Origin of the sequence: Pseudomonas maioricensis (assembly GCF_022790535.1) — a bacterium.
GTDB classification, from domain to species: domain Bacteria; phylum Pseudomonadota; class Gammaproteobacteria; order Pseudomonadales; family Pseudomonadaceae; genus Aquipseudomonas; species Aquipseudomonas maioricensis.
This window is the reverse complement of record NZ_LOHG01000004.1, coordinates 285,754-302,997: the sequence shown is the minus strand read 5'-3', so window position 1 is coordinate 302,997 and position 17,244 is coordinate 285,754. Positions and strand designations below refer to the sequence as shown.

The 17,244-nt window shown below is 56.9% G+C and carries 13 protein-coding genes and 1 pseudogene; 6 read left to right on the top strand and 8 right to left on the bottom strand.

What is annotated here, in order from left to right; all coding sequences use genetic code 11:
* Positions 1-13 precede the first annotated feature (13 nt).
* The 6 genes from AUC61_RS08750 to yaaA all read right to left on the bottom strand — a co-directional run bounded on the left by AUC61_RS08750 (position 14) and on the right by yaaA (position 8,624).
* The gene (locus AUC61_RS08750) at positions 14-1,495 is read right to left on the bottom strand and encodes an alginate export family protein (protein ID WP_243245543.1); all 1,482 of its coding nucleotides are present in this window, start codon (positions 1,493-1,495) and stop codon (positions 14-16) included.
* A complete protein-coding gene (gene algK, locus AUC61_RS08745; RefSeq protein ID WP_243245542.1) occupies positions 1,492-2,910 on the bottom strand; it encodes an alginate biosynthesis TPR repeat lipoprotein AlgK in 1,419 nt (472 codons plus the stop codon). The genes AUC61_RS08750 and algK overlap by 4 nt, the downstream gene beginning before the upstream one ends.
* 1 nt (position 2,911) lies before the next feature.
* Positions 2,912-4,084, bottom strand: coding sequence for an alginate biosynthesis protein Alg44 (locus AUC61_RS08740; RefSeq protein ID WP_122666092.1), 1,173 nt, complete (start codon positions 4,082-4,084; stop codon positions 2,912-2,914).
* Positions 4,085-4,125: 41 nt separating this feature from the next.
* Positions 4,126-5,607 carry a mannuronan synthase gene (gene alg8, locus AUC61_RS08735; protein WP_243245541.1) on the bottom strand — a complete coding sequence of 494 codons (1,482 nt, stop codon included), beginning with the start codon at positions 5,605-5,607 and terminating at the stop codon, positions 4,126-4,128.
* A gap of 106 nt (positions 5,608-5,713) precedes the next feature.
* Positions 5,714-7,030 carry a nucleotide sugar dehydrogenase gene (locus AUC61_RS08730; RefSeq protein ID WP_243245540.1) on the bottom strand — a complete coding sequence of 439 codons (1,317 nt, stop codon included), beginning with the start codon at positions 7,028-7,030 and terminating at the stop codon, positions 5,714-5,716.
* Between the two features lie 814 nt (positions 7,031-7,844).
* On the bottom strand, positions 7,845-8,624 hold the full coding sequence (gene yaaA / locus AUC61_RS08725) for a peroxide stress protein YaaA (protein WP_243245539.1): 780 nt from the start codon (positions 8,622-8,624) through the stop codon (positions 7,845-7,847).
* Between the two features lie 321 nt (positions 8,625-8,945).
* On the opposite strand from yaaA, the gene AUC61_RS08720 reads away from it, so the two are divergent.
* The 5 genes from AUC61_RS08720 to moaE all read left to right on the top strand — a co-directional run bounded on the left by AUC61_RS08720 (position 8,946) and on the right by moaE (position 13,168).
* Complete coding sequence (locus tag AUC61_RS08720) at positions 8,946-10,082, top strand: polysaccharide deacetylase family protein (RefSeq protein WP_243245538.1); 1,137 nt, start codon at positions 8,946-8,948, stop codon at positions 10,080-10,082.
* 331 nt (positions 10,083-10,413) lie between these two features.
* A complete protein-coding gene (locus tag AUC61_RS08715; RefSeq protein WP_122666088.1) occupies positions 10,414-11,808 on the top strand; it encodes a PhoH family protein in 1,395 nt (464 codons plus the stop codon).
* A 177-nt stretch (positions 11,809-11,985) separates the two neighbouring features.
* Positions 11,986-12,474, top strand: coding sequence for a cyclic pyranopterin monophosphate synthase MoaC (gene moaC / locus AUC61_RS08710; protein ID WP_243245537.1), 489 nt, complete (start codon positions 11,986-11,988; stop codon positions 12,472-12,474).
* The gene (locus AUC61_RS08705; protein ID WP_243245536.1) at positions 12,471-12,716 is read left to right on the top strand and encodes a MoaD/ThiS family protein; all 246 of its coding nucleotides are present in this window, start codon (positions 12,471-12,473) and stop codon (positions 12,714-12,716) included. The genes moaC and AUC61_RS08705 overlap by 4 nt, the downstream gene beginning before the upstream one ends.
* Before the next feature lie 2 nt (positions 12,717-12,718).
* The gene (gene moaE, locus AUC61_RS08700; protein WP_243245535.1) at positions 12,719-13,168 is read left to right on the top strand and encodes a molybdopterin synthase catalytic subunit MoaE; all 450 of its coding nucleotides are present in this window, start codon (positions 12,719-12,721) and stop codon (positions 13,166-13,168) included.
* 126 nt (positions 13,169-13,294) lie between these two features.
* On the opposite strand, the pseudogene rhlB reads toward moaE, so the two are convergent.
* Together rhlB and AUC61_RS08690 are read right to left on the bottom strand one after the other, a co-directional pair.
* A pseudogene (gene rhlB / locus AUC61_RS08695) lies at positions 13,295-14,575 on the bottom strand (ATP-dependent RNA helicase RhlB); the annotation flags it as partial.
* A gap of 490 nt (positions 14,576-15,065) precedes the next feature.
* Positions 15,066-15,722: an alpha/beta hydrolase gene (locus AUC61_RS08690; RefSeq protein WP_243245533.1), complete on the bottom strand. Its 657-nt coding sequence runs from the start codon at positions 15,720-15,722 to the stop codon at positions 15,066-15,068.
* A gap of 480 nt (positions 15,723-16,202) precedes the next feature.
* On the opposite strand from AUC61_RS08690, the gene AUC61_RS08685 reads away from it, so the two are divergent.
* Complete coding sequence (locus tag AUC61_RS08685; protein WP_027900709.1) at positions 16,203-17,231, top strand: amino acid ABC transporter substrate-binding protein; 1,029 nt, start codon at positions 16,203-16,205, stop codon at positions 17,229-17,231.
* Positions 17,232-17,244: the final 13 nt, after the last annotated feature.

Here is a 17,244-nt window from a genome sequence, read left to right as displayed (position 1 = left end):
TTTCGCGGTTGCATCAGAAGCGCCAGATGACGTCGACGATGGCGCGGTGCATGTAACTGTCGACTTCGCTGCCATACGCATCACCCGGTTTGAAAACACCGGCACGCAGACGGACGAGCGCTGAAGGTTCATCCATCGACTGGCTGAGAGCCGCAGGCAACAGACCGCCTTTAAAGTATTTGGTAACGACCAGGTCCATTTCCTGACCCAGATCCTTGCTGCCGTCTGTGGTCAGTGGCAGGGACGACAGAACGCCGCTTTCATCAGCGCCCACGGCGTTGATGCCCGAGGTTCCGATGCGCGCTTTGCCATCGGTACGGCGGAAGTTGTGATAGATCAACGACGCGTCGTATTCATCCTGCATCTGCCAGGAAGCGAACAGCGAGCCGCTTTCCACGTTGGCCATTTCGCCCTGGAACGCTTCACCGAAGCGGTGAATGCGCGAGCGCGTACCGGTCCAGTTCGAGCGGTTGGATTCCAGGCCGTTCTGTTCGTATTCCTTGCTGGCGCGTGAGTACGCAGCGCCGACTTGCCATTGCGGGTCCAGACGCAAACGCAGACCCAGGTCAGTGGCCCAGCCATTGACGTTGCTGTTGGTCTTGTCGCCTGCCTGGTAAGTGCCGTCTGGCTGTGCGTTGGCGGCGATCTGGCTGCGATCACCGGAGAGCCAGGTCACGCTGCCCCAGTAGTTGATCGTGTTGGTATTGCGGTGGTTGTAAGCGTCGCTGTTGGCTTGCAAGCCCAGCCAGGTCAGATCGCCATTGGAGGTCTTGTCCAGGTCGTCCAGATTTTCTCCGGATTTCTTCAGGTTGCCGTCGTCCTGGCTGTGGTGTGCACGCACACCAGCCCACTGACCTGGCATCCACTGGTAGCTGACGTCGCCGAAGATGTGTTTACGGTCTTCGTCTTGCGGGGACAGTTCAGTCAGGTCTGTGCGGTATTCGCTGAAGCGTTGAGCCACACCCACGTCTGCTTTGAGCAGGGTGGTGTCGAAAACCCAGTTCACCGCTTCGATGTTGGTGTCGTGCCACTGGCCGTCGTCGTTGCGCAGACGCTGACGACCGACCTTGAGTATTTCCCCCGGGTACGGGGTGAAGCCGCTGTAACCGATCCAGAATTCGCGCAAGGCCAGGTAGCTCTTGTCGACTTCGCGCTCGCTGGCATTGCCGCGAGCCTGAGTGGTTTCCTGGGTGTCGGAGTCGGTTTGCTCAAGAGGGTCAGTCTGAATGGTGTCAGTGGCAGTCACCACTTGACCCATTGCATAGCCGCTCCAGGCGCCACGTTCGCCATAGACCCAAGGACGCAGGTCAAGACCGAGACCGTTGACGTCGCCGCCCGAGCGTGTGCCCAGATCGCGGTCGTCTTCGGCCTGGCCGCTGATTTTCACTTCCAGACCAAAGTTCTTTTCTTCAGTCAGGGCCGCCAGTGTCGGCGTGGCCCAAAGCAGGGTAAAGCCAAGACCCAGGCCTGCGGCCATCAGGGGATTCAACTTCATAGTGGTGCGTCCTCGCCGTCTTCTTCTTTCAGGGCTTGCATGGCCAGCGCGTTCTGGCTGGTGATACCCCGGACGTTTTTCTCTTGCTGCAACAGCCGTTGGGCGGTGGCGAGTTTTTCAGGTGGCAATGCGGTGCTGATTTCCTGCGCCAGTTCAGTGGCAGCTGGCGTCGGCTCTGGAGCCTGCAATGCCAATTGGCTGAAGACCCAGGCATTGACCGGGTTAGGCAGGGTGCCTTTACCTTGGGAGAACAGTTGGGCGATGGCAAAGTCAGCGCTGTTCTGACCGCCACGTGCAGCGATCAGCAGTTCGTCCAGTGCCTTTTGCGATTCCACTCTGCCGAGGTAGCCACGGCGGTAGATCTGGCCCAGGTAGTAGTGCGCGGAAATCTCGCCGCCGCTTGCGGCTTTCTTCATGTGCGCTTCGGCTTTTTGTGAATCAGCCGGTACCCATTTGCCTTCGTAGTACAGGCGACCCAGCAACAGTTCGGCGCGGGGTTGATCCGCAGCACGGCCGTTGTCCAGGTATTCCATCATCTTGTTGACGTCGCCCAGTTCGGGGAAGTCGTAAAGCAGTTTGGCCAGCGTCACCCACGAAGCGGGGTAACCCGGTGCAACCTGCTCCAGCAATTGCTGAGCGGTTTTTTCATCCGGGGTGCCGATGGACGCGTCACCCAGAACACGGGCTACGCTGTCGACACGCTGAGCGCCGACACGGCCCACGGAGTAAGCACTTTTCAGTTGGTCGACCACCGCAGTACGTTGGTCATTCTGGCCGCGTTTCTGATAGACCGTGACCAGCTCGACGTAGCAGATGTCGACTTTGCTCAGTGCGTCTTTGCAGATTTTCTCCACATCATCCAGGTGCTGGTCGTAAGTGCCTTGGGTGCGATAGAGCAGCACCTGGGCCAGACCGGCTTCCGGGTAACCCTGTGCACGCCACTCGCTGATCTTCTGCTGGGCATTCACGTTCGGGAAACTGTGCGGGAATTGCAGGTAAAGCATGGCCAACGGCGTCAGCGAGCTGGTATCGCCACTGGCGAAGGCCTTTTTCAGCAGGTCTTCGGCTTCATGGTGCTCCGCTTCGGTCGCGCCAGGCTTGGAGGCCAGCAGGCGACCCAGACGAGCCTGGGCACGTGGCGAAGTTTCAGCTGCGGCACGGTAAGTGGCTTCTGCTTCCTTGATGCGCTGCGGATCACCGCTCTGCACAGCAATGTCAGCCAGACCAACCTGTGCATCGCTGTAGCCCAGGTCCGCCAGTTGCCGATAGTTCTGCTCTGCCAGTGCGGTGTCGCCGTTTTTCAGGGCTTCATTGGCCAGGCGTTGATCGGGCAGGCCAGCACAGCCGGTCAAGGCGATGGCAACGGCCAGGCTCAACAGTGTAGGGCTCGACAATCTTTGTAATGGGCTACGCATGTTAGAGACCCGCGGCCATGGCTTTGTCGATCAGCCAGTTCATCGATGGACCACGATCGCTGGTGACTTCTACCGGACGGCCAGCCAGGGAAGTGTCCAGCACTTCGTCAGGCTTGATTTGTACTCGGATATCAGTGGCCAGATCGGTTTCGCTCAGGTTGGCGCTGCTGATGATTTTGCCGCTGCGCACGTTGTCTTCACCGGCCACCTGGAAGTTCACGCGGGTGCCTGGTTTGACGTCGTTGAACTGGCGATAGGTAAAGCGAGCTTCGATATTGGCAGCGGTGTTACGCGGCACCAGTTGGAAGATCACCTGGCCTTTGGCAGCGAACTGACCATCGGCAACCAGTTGCTTGGCGATGACGCAATCACATGGGCTGGTCAGGGTGCCGGCCATTTGCTTGCCATACAGCTCTTCGATTTTCGCTGGCTGCAGGTCGTCGCCGTTCAGGCTGCCTTTGAGCATTTCCAGCATGCTGGTGTTGAACGACGCCATTGGCGCGCCTTTGGCGACCGGAGCGTTAACGGCTACCAGGCTTTGCACAGTACCTTCGCGCGGCATGGTCACGTCCATGGCTGGCAAGGTCACCAGACCGGCCGAGGAGTGGCTGACGAAGTACAGGCTGTAAACGGTCTTGAAGATGAAACCGAATGCCGCCAGGCCGACGATGAAGATGCCCAGGCTGAAGGTGACTGCGCGCAGGCGACCGAGACCGCTCATGCCGTCGCCGCTGCCTTTGACCTTGCGTGCTTTGGTGAAGTTGTCGCGCTGCAGAGTGGCCAGCACTTCACCCATGCTCACGATATCGCCGCTCAGGTGAGAGGTGATCAGGTGACGCAGGGTGGCGATGTCCTGTACTTCCAGATTCTGGAACTGGCAGCCCACACGACCGGTGGAAGCATCAATGGAGCGAACCTGCATCTCGACGTCCATGGCCAGGCCAAGGTTGTCGATCAGGAACTGCAGGCGACCCTTGATAACTTCACCGATTGTTGGCTTTTGTTGGGCCGGGGCGATGAAGCTAAGGCCGCCAGCAGACAAGTCCTCGATGCGAACCAGGGGCGCGTTTGGCGCGCCATTGAGCAAGCGCAGCTTGGCCGGGATTTTGACCCGTGCGTGTTGGCGCTGGGCTTCGGATTCATGTACGACGTTTGCATTCACGGCTGTATTCATGGCTATTTTTCCTACTTAAGCGATTAATCCGTTGGCCCGGTTTAAACCATCGTCAACAGCACTGCGACGAAGATGGTGCCAGCCGAGAAAGTCATGGTTCGGGATGACCAGGTGTTGAACCAACCCTGGAAACTGGCCATGTCGCGGCTGAGTTTGGTGTCTTGGCGCGTCCAGGACTGGCGGTCCAGGCGGAAGAAAACGTAGATTTTCATCAGTGCGCCGACGATCTGGTTGTAATAAAGAATCACGGGGTAGGCCGGGCCGATCTTGTGTCCCGAGCAGGACAAAAGAAGGGTCAGGATCAGGCGGGTGATGCCGATCCACAGCAGGTACATGAGGATGAACATGCCGCCGTATTTGAAGCTGGCGATGATCGCGACGGTAAGACCCAGAATGGAGGTCCACATCGACACACGCTGGTCGAACAGCACGATGCTGGTGAAGACGCCCAGACGACGAACGCCCAAACCCAGTGCACGCGAGTTCTGACGCAGGTTGTTGCCGTACCAGCGATACATCAGTTTGCGGCTGGCCTTGAGGAAGCTTTTCTCAGGCGGGTGTTCAACGGTATTGATCGCTGCGTCCGGCACGTAGAACGTGTCGTAGCCAAGGCGCATCAGGCTGAACCAGCTGGACTTGTCATCACCGGTCAGGAACTTGAACGTACCCAGACGCCAGTGGTGCAACGAGTCGCTCTCAACGTCGGCGATGAATTCCGGGTCGGTCACGACGGTCGCGCGAAACACCGACATACGACCGGTCATGGTCAGTACGCGCTTGGACAGGGCCATCGAGCACATGTTGATGTGACGCTGAGCAAAGCGCAGTTTGTGCCACTCGCTCATGATGTAGCCGCCACGGACTTCGCAGAATTCGTTGGTGGTCAGGCCGCCGACATTGCCGAACAGCTGGAACCACGGAACGGTTTTGCGCACGACACCTTCAGACAGCACGGTGTCGCCGTCGATCACGGCAACAACTGCACGGTCATCCGGCATGTGACGGGAAATAGCCCGGAAGCCGAATGCCAGACCGTCACGTTTACCGGTACCGGCAATCCGTACGAAGTCCAGTTTGACGTGCGCAGGCGGATTGGCCTTTTCCCACATCGCTTTGACCAGCAGCTCATCTGACATTTCTACCAGGGAGCAAACAACGGTGGTCGGGAAGCCGCACTCAATGGCTTCGCGAATCACCGAGCTGTACACCTGAGCGGTGGTCAGCGCATCAATACGAAAGCTGGTGACCATCAGGAACACGTGAGACGGGTCCGCCGATTTGCCCAGCTTGCGCACTTTGCGACGCAAGTGTGGATACACGATGTAGAGAAAGATCATGCCGCGCACAAAGTGCGTAGCGCCCATTGAGTAGCGCCAGATGCCAACGGCGCCAATCAGGAAAATAAAGTTCTTCGACTGTGAGTCAAAGATACTGGTAGGCAGCGCGGTGGCGAGTGCCCCTAATAAACTCAGGTAGAACAACCAACCTGCGGCCTGTAGAAGGCCATGTTTTAGCCTGTGCATATCTGGTATCCCTAGGTCAGTTGCAAGCTTCAAGCTGCAAGCCCCAAGTGGGGGTTGCAGCTTGAACTTTTGGCTTGCCGCTTGAAGCTTGTAGCTTGCAGCTGGTTTACCAGCAGATACCTTCAGCGCTATCGTTCTCGGCAGTGGTGGTGGTCATGAAGCCGACCAGGTCCACAATCTGCTTGCCCGCTGGAGCCTTGTCGGCCAGCGCACGGAAGCGCTCATCACGGTTGCCCAGAATGATCACGTCGGCGTTTTCGATGACTGCATCGAAGTCCGAGTTGAGCAGGGACGAAACGTGAGGGATCTTCGATTCGATGTAGTCTTTGTTCGCACCGTGAACACGAGCGTATTCAACGTTGCTGTCGAAGATGCTCAGCTCGAAGCCTTTACCGATCAGCATTTCAGCCAGCTCTACCAGCGGGCTTTCACGCAGGTCGTCAGTACCGGCCTTGAAGCTCAGACCCATCAGCGCGACTTTGCGAGTGTCGTGAGACGCCACGATGTCGAAAGCGTTCTGAACCTGGGAGACGTTGCTGCGCATCAGCGAGTTGAGCAGAGGCGCTTCAACATCCAGGCTGCCAGCACGGTAGGTCAGGGCACGGACGTCTTTTGGCAGGCAGGAGCCGCCGAAAGCGAAGCCTGGACGCATGTAGTACTGGGACAGGTTCAGTTGCTTGTCCTGGCAGACCACTTCCATCACTTCACGACCATCGACGCCGCACGCTTTGGCAATGTTGCCGATTTCGTTGGCGAAAGTGACCTTGGTGGCGTGCCACACGTTGCAGGTGTACTTGATCATCTCGGCAACGGCGATGTCCTTGCGGATAACCGGTGCGTCGAGTTCTTCGTACAGGGCTTGCAGCACGTCGCCGGAGGCTTTATCGAACTCGCCGATAACGGTCATTGGCGGGTGATCGTAATCTTTGATCGCAGTGCTTTCGCGCAGGAACTCAGGGTTCACTGCAACGCCGAAGTCGACACCGGCTTTCTTGCCGGAGCAGTCTTCGAGGATAGGGATCACTACGTTGGCAACAGTGCCTGGCAGAACCGTGCTGCGCACAACGATAGTGTGGCGAGTGTCTTTTTCACGCAGTACGAAGCCGATTTCGCGGCAAACGGATTCGATGAAATCGAGTTCCAGGTCGCCGTTCTTCTTGCTCGGTGTACCGACGCAAATCATCGACACGTCAGTGGCGCGGATGGCCTCGGAGAAATCCGTGGTGCCGCGCAGCTTGCCGGTACGAATGCCCTTGTCCAGGAGCTCGCCCAGACCAGGTTCTACGATTGGCGATTTGCCGTTATTGATAAGGTCGATCTTGGCAGCAGAGATATCCACACCAACAACGTCATGACCCCGCGCTGAAAGGCAACCGGCACAGACTGCACCGACATAACCCAAACCAAAGATGCTGATACGCATCGTACTCTCCTCGATTTACACGCCATAAGTTGGCTGGATATTAATTTTGGCCAGCAGTTATCGCGCACTCGAAAGTGTGACTTGAAGAAGTCTCACAACAAGCGCAGGCATATTTAAAAAAGGTGAGTGCCAGAAGTAACTAAGGCAATCTCAAATACTGCTGAGTCTTGAACGGCAAGTAACCTGGCTGTAACAGCCTCAGGGCCTTGCTCTGGGATGTGGTAAACCACTCCTTTGGTGCTATCGCAAGCTTGTGGCTGACAGGCCCGGGCCAGAGCCTCGGCTGCCATGCCTCATTATTGCGCTATGCACTTGAACAGTGCTTTGCCAAACGACTAAGGCGTATAGCGGTGATTCAATCTCCTGAGTCTCTACCGCCGCTGATCCTAAGGTCAGTGTATTAAACGGCAACTTCCGGATTTTCTACGTCGCTTGTAAGTGATCTCTCACAAGGATGACGAGAATTGTTACGGGATGTAGGAGCGTCTGGTTTCGGGATAAGTTCCGGGCCACTCGTCCTCTTTTTGAGAATTTCTTTTTTTACGCGTCCTGATCGCGTAGTTGCACATTGATGTCACCTGCTCTGAAGCCCTTAGTTCTCAAGCGCTCCCGTTAAGTGGGTGTGACAGTGCCACTACCAGTGAAAAGCCAAAGGCTAGTACGCAAAAAATTTGTTAATTTTTTGAGAAAATCGCCAACTAAAAAAATGCGTCATAAACCTGACGACAGTAAGTTGGCAAATCGCAAATTGCACGATGGTGCAAGGGGGAGAAAAGGCGCGATCAGGAGGGGATTCACGCCTGGCAGGACCGTTTTATGCGTCGGGAGTATCGCGCAGGAACACTAATTTGGTCGCCGTGGACTGTTCGCTGCTGTAGCGGTAGCCACCGACATCGAACTGTTTAAGTGCATCCGGCGTGTTGATTTTTTCCGAGATCACAAAGCGGCTCATCATGCCGCGAGCCTTCTTGGCGTAGAAGCTGATGATCTTGTATTGGCCGTTTTTCAGGTCCTTGAAATCGGTATCGATGATGCGTGCGTTCAACGCCGAGCGTTTAACCGCTGAGAAATACTCGTTGGACGCCAGGTTCAGCAGCAGGTCGTCGCCTTGTTCCGCGAGCGCCTCGTTCAGCCATTCACTGATACGCGTGCCCCAGAACGCATACAGATCCTTGCCTCGGGCGTTCACCAGTTTGGTGCCCATTTCCAGCCGATAGGGCTGCATCAAGTCCAGCGGGCGCAGCAAGCCGTAAAGCCCGGACAGCATACGCAGATGGTCCTGGGCATAGCTGAGTTCGGCGTCGCTGAGGGTTTCCGCTTGCAGACCGGTATAAACGTCGCCTTTAAACGCCAGCAAGGCCTGCTTGGCGTTCTCGGGAGTAAATGCGGGTGTCCAGCTGCCGAAGCGGGCGGCATTCAGGCCTGAGAGCTTGTCCGAGAGGTGCATCAGCTCGCCGATCTGCGCAGGCGTCAATTCACGCAGTATCTGGATCAGTTCCTGGGAATGGTCCAGGTACTGTGGCTGGGTGAAGCGCTCGGTCGTCGGCGGGGTGTCGAAATCAAGTGTTTTTGCCGGGGAAATCACCATCAGCATAGGGTTGTCTCCTTTAATCGTTGGGGGATTCTAGGGATTGTTGGAGCCTGACTCCAGCTATGACGGTGATAGGTGTGTGATTTGAAATGAGGCGCAAGGTTGTAGGGCGCCGCGTCGCCCGGTTCAGGTGGGAGGCAATTTGTTGGCGAGAGGGCTGGCGCGGTTCTTCAGGCACACCGCCTCGCGAACAGGTTCGCCTACCGGGCTGCGCCGTTTCAGGGGCACGCGGACGCATTTGTATCGGCCTGGATATCAGCCACTCTACTCATATCAGCTATAGTGCGGCGCTAATCCGGGTTCATGTTCAGGGAGCGATTGGTGTTGCGTAAGTTTCTAGCAGTTTGCGCGTGTCTGTTCTGGGTGCAGGCCAATGCGGCGTTGCCGCCGGTGGCGACTATTGACCGTAGCCTCTGGCCGGAACGGCTGGAATCCCCCGGCCTGTTCGATGTGGCTTCACGCGCGCAGATCCTCGGCTTCGCCCATGAGCTTTGGCTCAGCGAGCAGCTGGATGAGGAGACCCTCAAGCGCCGCCTTGGGCTCAGATACATCAATGTGCCGTCATTGAACCTGCTGCGGCAGCGTCTCTGGAATCGCCTGCTGGAGGGCTACCAGAATGCTCAGCAGAGCTGCGCTCAGGATGCGTCTTTCTGCGTGCTGGTCGAAGACATGGATCAACTGCGTCAGCGGGCTGAAGAGTTCACTATCGCTGGCGACTCGTTCTACGCCAACTGGGCTGCGCCGAGCGCGGCCTTTAATGAGCGCTATCTCAATGAGCTGATGTACCTGGCAGCACTCTTCCCGCAGACCAGCAGTGAAATCGCCCTTTATAACTCTGATGAGCTGAGCGGCGATAACATGCCGGATCGTACTTTCCAGCTTAATTTCGAAAGTGGTCCCACCGGCGCTGACGGCGGCACCGACTGGCTGGCTGATTTCATGCGCCAGCAAAAAATGAACGCGACGTTCTTTGTGTTGGGCAAAAACCTGCAAGACCGTCTGGCCGCCACTGCGGGCACCGCCTTGCAGTCTTTGTACCGTCTGCAGTGTGTGGGCATTCAGGGCTGGGAGTATCGCTCCCATAGCCAGTGGCTGGAATGGCAAAGCTCTGTATTGCGCAGCGAGGCGCTGACTCAGCAGTTGTTACCCGACAACTTCATCCCGCTGTTTCGTCCGCCGTATGGCCATCGCCGCGCTGACAGCGGGCAGTTCTTCCGTGATCAGAATCTGCGGGTGTCGTTGTGGAACATCGACGCACAAGACAGCAACGGCCGCCTGACGTCCGAGCAAATCACCGACCGGGTGGTGAGCCTGATGTTGCTGTGGCGGCGCGGGACAGTGGTGTTTCATGACGCCAGTGCCCGGGTGCAGTCAGCAGTACCGTTGTTGATGGCAAGCACCGCGCAAAGCGAGTTGATTTGGGATGATTGTCACAATATCCCTGAAAGGCCCGCAGAATAAGGGATTGCGTTGATTTCAGAGCAGGCGGTGTGCGAATTTTCGGAGGATTTCGGGTGGGGCGGACTTCCGACTGTAAACGGGCTGGCGCAGGTCGCCAAGGGCTATTCGTCATACTGTGAAATAAACTTCAAAAAAGTGTCAAAGAGCTTTTTTCTGTCATGGGTTTTGCGGTATTACCACTATCAGACCGCCGAAACCTGCAACACAGGTGGCGTCCTCCAAGACTCCACCTTGAGCAATTCTCTCCTGCCTTAAGGAGAGAGCCCGGCGGCCTTTTCGTGGCGCAGTTTGAGTAATCTGCGTCGCCTGGCTTTTATAAAGGTGAGCGAGTATGGATGATCACGGACGCACCCCTTCTTCTAACCAGCCAATCCTTTACGTGCTCGATACCAACGTACTGATTCACGATCCAAATGCCCTGCTGAACTTCGAAGAACACCGCGTCGCCATCCCCATGACCGTGCTGGAAGAGCTGGACAAGCTCAAAGCCGGTAAACATTCGGTTGCTGCCGAATGCCGTCAAGCCATCCGCCTTATTGACAAGACTCTGGGCGAAGCTACGCCTGAAGAAGTCGAGAAGGGCGTACCGATCGACCGTGGCACCGGCGTGTTCAAAGGCTTTCTGTCGATCATGATGAGCAAGCGCGAGGAGCCCAACAGCCTTCTGCCTGAACACCTGAACGACAACATCATCATCAACCAGTTGATCGACCTGCATGCGCGCGACAAGGACTTGCGTCTTGTGCTGGTCACCAAAGACATCAACATGCGGCTCAAGGCGCGAGCCTGTGGTATTGCTGCCGAAGACTACAGCACCGACCAACTGGTCGACGACGTGTCGATGCTGTCCCGTGGTTACCACAACGTGACTGGCTCATTCTGGGACCGGGTCAGCAAGGTCGACACCCGTCAGGATCACGGCCGTACCTGGCACCGCGTGCAGCTTGCTGAGCAACTGCCCGCTGTTCATATCAACGAGTTCATCATCGACGAGCAGGGTTTTGTCGGCTGGGTCAAAGGCGTCAAGGCCGACGAACTGATGATTCTGGACATGCATCAGGAGCCATTGCTGCATCAGGAGGCCTGGGGGCTCAAGCCGCGCGATATCTATCAGGGGTTGGCATTGTTTGCCTTGCTTGACCCGGATATCCATTTGGTCAACCTGTCTGGCGCAGCCGGTTCAGGTAAAACCATTCTGGCGCTGGCCGCTGCGATTGAGCAGACCATGGTCAGCAAGCGTTATCGGCGCATCATCGCCACGCGGAGTGTGCAGGGTCTTGACCAGGAAATCGGCTTCCTGCCGGGCACTGAAGCGGAAAAAATGGAGCCTTGGCTAGGCGCCATTACCGACAACCTTGAAGCGCTGCATATGGATGACGAGAACACCCATGGCAGCGTCGATTACATCCTCAGCAAAGTGCCGTTGCAGTTCAAATCCCTCAACTACATACGGGGTCGCAGCTTCCAGCAAAGCCTGATTTTGATCGATGAATGTCAGAACCTGACCCCGCACCAGATGAAAACCATCATCACCCGTGCGGGCGCTGGTTCAAAAGTGGTCTGTCTGGGCAACCTTGCACAGATCGATACTCCTTACCTGTCGGCCACCAGCTCGGGGCTGACCTACCTGACGGAGCGCTTCAAAGACTTCCCGAACGGCGTGCACATCTCCCTGCAAGGCGTGCCACGCTCAATCCTGGCCGAATATGCGGAGTCGCACTTGTAAGCATTGAAGATCCCCACCCGTGGGAGCGAATTCATTCGCGAAGAGGCCGTTTCAGGCACATAAATGTGTCGGTTGGGATAGCCTCTTCGCGGATGAATCCGCTCCCACAATTGTTTCATGCCCTGTCGGTTGCTTTGTTTAGGTTTACAATCCCCGCTCCTGTTCAGGAGTAACGCTGTGCTCACTCATCTCGATTCCCAAGGTCGCGCCAATATGGTCGACGTCACTGATAAAGCCGTGACGTCCCGTGAGGCGGTGGCCGAAGCATTAATCCGTATGCTGCCCGACACCCTGCAAATGATCGTCAGCGGTGGGCATCCCAAAGGGGATGTCTTCGCCGTGGCGCGCATCGCCGGTATTCAGGCGGCGAAGAAGACCAGTGATCTGATCCCGCTGTGCCACCCGTTGATGCTGACCAGCATCAAGGTGGAACTCAGCGCCGAAGGTGAAGACGCGGTGCGCATCGTCGCCCGCTGCAAGCTGGCCGGGCAGACCGGTGTGGAAATGGAGGCGCTGACCGCTGCCAGCGTTGCCGCGTTGACCATCTATGACATGTGCAAGGCGGTTGACCGCGGCATGGTCATCGAGAATGTGCGTTTGCTGGAAAAGCTTGGCGGAAAAAGCGGCCACTTCATTGCCGACGACACGGCATCGGAGGTGTCATGAGCATCACCGTCCAGTATTTCGCCCGTTACCGGGAAACCCTGGGTATCGACAGCGAGCAGGTCGACGGCGAGTTCGCCAGTATTGATGCGCTGCGCCTGCACTTGCTTGAGCGCGATGGGGTTTGGCAGGTATTGGCCGAGCAGAACCTGATGTGCGCTCGCAATCAGGAGTTATGTCAGTTGGACGAACCCCTGCAGGCCGGTGATGAAGTAGCCTTTTTCCCAACCGTGACCGGGGGCTGATCATGGCTATTCGGGTTCAGTCAGAGCGGTTCGATCCAGGCTTTGAAGTCAACGCTCTGCATGCAGCTAACGTTGGCATTGGCGCGGTGGTCAGTTTTGTGGGCTACATGCGGGACTTCAACGAAGGGCGGGAAGTCTCAGGCATGTTCCTGGAGCACTATCCCGGTATGACTGAAAAAGCCTTGGGCAAGATTGTGCTTGAAGCTGAGCAGCGCTGGCCATTGCTGAGGCTGGAGGTGCTGCATCGGGTTGGCGCGCTGGAACCGGGTGAGCCGATCGTGTTTGTCGGCGTTGCCAGCGCGCATCGTCAGGCCGCTTTCGAAGCCTGTGATTTTGTCATGGACTACCTCAAGACCCGTGCGCCGTTCTGGAAGAAGGAAAACACGTCAGAAGGGCCGAAGTGGGTCGAGGGGCGGGAGAGTGATAAAGCAGCGGCGGGGCGTTGGAAGTAAGTCTGAAGCCGAAATAATAACTGTAGGAGTGAGCTTGCTCGCGATAGCGGTGTATCAGTCAACAAAGTCTTGGCAGATGTACCGCTATCGCGAGCAAGCTCACTCCTACAGGTCCAGCCAAGGCTGTTAAACCGGCTGTGCTGGCTTACGCACCACTGCCCGCAACAACTCGGTCGGCGGTGTTTCGCAGCTGATCTTGCGACCCAGTTTCTCTTCAATCGCGGGCAATTGATAAGAGTCGTCTTCACCGGCGAAGCTGATCGACACGCCTGCTGCGCCCGCCCGGCCCGTACGCCCGATGCGATGCACGTAGTCATCCGGCACTTCTGGCAGGGTGAAGTTGATCACATGACTGATACCGTCGATGTGAATCCCGCGACCGGCGACATCCGTGGCGACCAGTACGCGAATCTTGCCTTCGCGGAAGCCTTCCAGCGTCTTGATGCGTTTGTGTTGCGGCACATCGCCTGACAGTTGCGCGGCGTTCACGCCATCACGTACCAGGCGTTCTTCGATGCGACGCACTTCGTCCTTGCGGTTGGCAAAGACCATCACGCGCTCCCAGCCGTTATCAGTGACCAGGTTGTAAAGCAGCTTGTATTTGTCAGCACCGGCGACCGCGTAAATGTGCTGCTCGACGTTCTCGCTGGCGACGTTCTCGGCTTCGATTTCAACGATGGCCGGTTCGGTTGTCCATTGCTTGGCGAGGTTCATCACGTCGTCAGTAAAGGTCGCGGAAAACAGCAGGGTCTGCCGTTCGCCTTTGTGTGGCGTCTGACGAATGATCGAGCGCACCTGCGGGATGAAGCCCATGTCGAGCATGCGGTCGGCTTCGTCCAGAACCATCACTTCGACCATGTCCAGGTGCACTTCGCCGCGCTGGTTGAAGTCCAGCAGACGGCCAGGAGTGGCGACCAGAATGTCGCAATGACGCGCTTCAAGCTGCTTGAGCTGCTTGTCGAAGTCCATCCCGCCCACAAACGTCATAACGTTCAGGTCGGTGTACTTGGTCAGGTCCGCAGCATCTTTGGCGATTTGCACGACCAGTTCCCGGGTCGGGGCGATGATCAGTGCGCGAGGCTCGCCCATGTAGCGCTCTTTGGGCGGCGGTGTCTGGGTCAGTTGCGAGATGATCGAGATCAGGAACGCTGCGGTCTTTCCGGTACCGGTCTGCGCACGGCCGATGGCGTCCTGCCCTTTGAGCGTGAAACCCAGTACCTGCGCCTGAATCGGCGTGCAATAAGGGAAGCCAAGGTCTTGAATCGCGTGCATCAGTTCCGGGGCGAGGGCGAAATCGTGGAAGCGTGTTTTGCCTTCCTGAGGTTCGACGACGAAATCTTCCAGTTTCCAGGGAGTAACGACCGGCTTGGGCGCACGTTCGCGACGTGGACGCTCAGGCTTGGGTTTGGCAGCAACGGCCTGATCCGCCGTTTCAGCCTGTGCACTCGGCTCTTTAACGTCTGCGCGGGTGCGGGCAGGTGCTGTGGCTGCAGCGCTACGATCCCTTGAGTGGCCTTCAGTCTTGCTTTGCGGGGCAGGGGAAGGAGTAACAGGGCCAGCGGCGAGCGGCTCAGCCTCGCTTTTTCCGAACATCTTTTTAAGTGCTTTGAGCACGGTCATCTCGTCAATTGATTAAGGAATGTACGCCGAGCAGTGTAAAGCAAGAATCGGGCGCGGCGTAGTGTCATGCCAAACGGGCTACATATGCCCAAATTCCGTAGGAATGGCTTTAGCAAGTTAGTGCGGCGTTACTGGTGCAGATTGGAATGCTTTTCTGTAGGAGCTCACGAGCACCGCGAGGCAGCGATGGCGTCCCTTCTGATACACCGTTATCGCGGCGTCGCGGTGCTCGTGCGCTCCTGGCGGGGCTGTGTTTGCCGGTCCTGCAAGCTCCCAATCAGCTGAGCTTGTCGATCAGCCAGGCGCGGATGTCAGAAATTTCCTCCGGTAACACTTGGTGCTCCATTGGGTATTCCTGCCATGTCACGGTTACGCCTTGCGCTTTTAAACACTCATACGCGGCCAGTCCCATGGATTTCTGCACGACATTGTCGAAAGTGCCATGCAAGCAATACACCGGGATGCGTCTCTGACTGTCCGAAAGTTGCAGTTGCTCGCCGAATGTAGGTGCATAAGTAGAAAGGGCGAGTACTCCACCCAATGGACCTTGCCAGCGTTTGAAAGCGGTATGCAGTACCACCGCGCCACCTTGAGAAAAGCCGGCGAGGAAGATTCGCGCCGGGTCGATTCCGCTGTTGCGCTGCCCTTCGATGAGGTCCAGAACGGTCTGCGCCGAAACCTCCAGTTGATCGTGATCGATAGCGCGGGCGGGGCTCATAGCCCTGATGTCGTACCAGCTCGGCATCTCATAGCCGCCGTTGATGGTCACAGCCTGGGTCGGCGCCTGGGGCAGGATGAACCGCGTACTCAGCAGCGATTCCTGAAGCGTTTCAGCCACCGGCATGAAGTCATAGCGATCTGCGCCCAGGCCATGCAGCCAGATGACGCATGCGTCTGAAGTGTTAACAGGTTCGAGAATCAGAGGGTTGGTCATGAGTGCTCTATCCGGGTGCGCTCGCTCTTTTGCAGTGCGTTAATGCGGTGCGCGCGTTGTTAAAAATGAAAGAAGATGTCGCAAGGTTACAAGTTTTTCTCTTGACCTGTCGCTAATTCGACATCGCCACCATGCTGGTACGGCGTTTGCTATGAAAAACCGGGGAGTGAAGCGCTTACCTCTATCGGTAACACTATTGTGCTATTACCGATAGTCAACGGGGTCAAGCACGGAGTCCATGCATCAGGATTCACGGCACGGTTCATCCTGTACCGGATTGGTTCAGGAACATCATGGGGCTTGAATCCTGTGGGCCGTCTAAGATCATGAGTGCGAGCGATGAGATGACCTCACGCACGGCTGATGATTTGGCTCAAAGTCGGATGACCCAAAAATAAGCCAGCACGGGTCGTCAATGCCTCACAAGGGTGCGACGGGATTGAAGCGCCTAAACAACAAAGAGCAAAACTGGAGGTTTGAATGAAGATGTTGAAATCCACCCTGGCCGTAGTAGCCGCTGCAGCAGCACTCGGTGTTAGCAGTTTCGCTCAGGCGGGCGCAACACTGGACGCCATTCAGAAGAAAGGCTTCGTACAGTGCGGTGTGAGCGACGGTTTGCCAGGTTTCTCCGTTCCTGATGCTACCGGTAAGATCACCGGTATCGACGCCGACGTCTGCCGCGCTGTTGCTGCTGCCGTTTTCGGTGACGCCACCAAAGTAAAATTCAGCCAACTGAACGCCAAAGAGCGTTTCACCGCGCTGCAATCGGGCGAGATCGACATTCTGTCGCGTAACACCACCTGGACCAGCTCCCGCGATTCGGGCATGGGTCTGGTATTCGCTGGTGTGACTTACTACGACGGCATCGGCTTCCTGGTAAACAACAAGCTGGGCGTCAAGTCCGCCAAGGAACTGGATGGCGCGACCATCTGTATCCAGGCTGGTACTACCACCGAGCTTAACGTGTCCGACTACTTCCGTTCGAACGGTCTGAAATACACCCCGATCACTTTCGACACCTCTGACGAAAGCGCCAAGTCCCTGGAAGGCGGCCGTTGCGACGTGCTGACCTCCGACCAGTCGCAGCTGTACGCACAGCGCAGCAAACTGGCCAGCCCGGCTGACTACGTGGTTCTGCCAGAAGTTATCTCCAAAGAGCCTCTGGGCCCAGTCGTGCGTAAAGGCGACGAAGAGTGGTTCTCCATTGTGAAATGGACCCTGTTCGCAATGCTCAACGCCGAAGAAGCCAAAGTGACTTCGAAAAACGTTGAAGCTGAAGCCAAGTCCACCAAGAACCCTGACGTTGCCCGTATGCTGGGTGCTGATGGCGCTTACGGTGCCGACCTGAAACTGCCGAAAGACTGGGTAGTACAGATCGTTAAACAAGTCGGTAACTACGGCGAAGTGTTTGAACGCAACCTGGGCGAATCCACCCCGCTGAAAATCAAGCGCGGCCAGAACGCTCTGTGGAATGCCGGCGGCATCCAGTACGCTCCACCAATTCGTTGATTGACCCGGCGCC